We start from the raw sequence: 216 nt of genomic DNA on the forward strand, positions 1-216 counted from the left end.
TTTTTCCAATACTTCATAATATTTGTTTTTTAGTTATTTCCAACGCCCGATCGCAAACCAGTCCCATGATTCTTGTGATAATCCAGTAGTACCCCCACTTGCATAATTTCTATTCAAATAAAATCTACTAACTGTTTTATTTATTGCCAAAGGAGATGATGAATATACGGCGGAGTCACTACTAGGCTTATATACAGTTGCAAATATTTTATATTC

The 216-nt window shown here is 32.9% G+C and carries 1 pseudogene; it reads right to left on the minus strand.

Annotated elements, in window-relative coordinates:
- Positions 1-33: 33 nt before the first annotated feature.
- Positions 34-216 (minus strand): annotated as a pseudogene (locus tag DXB58_RS28330) (hypothetical protein); the annotation flags it as partial.

This window comes from Bacteroides sp. OM05-10AA (assembly GCF_003439055.1).
Classification (GTDB): Bacteria; Bacteroidota; Bacteroidia; order Bacteroidales; family Bacteroidaceae; genus Bacteroides; species Bacteroides intestinigallinarum.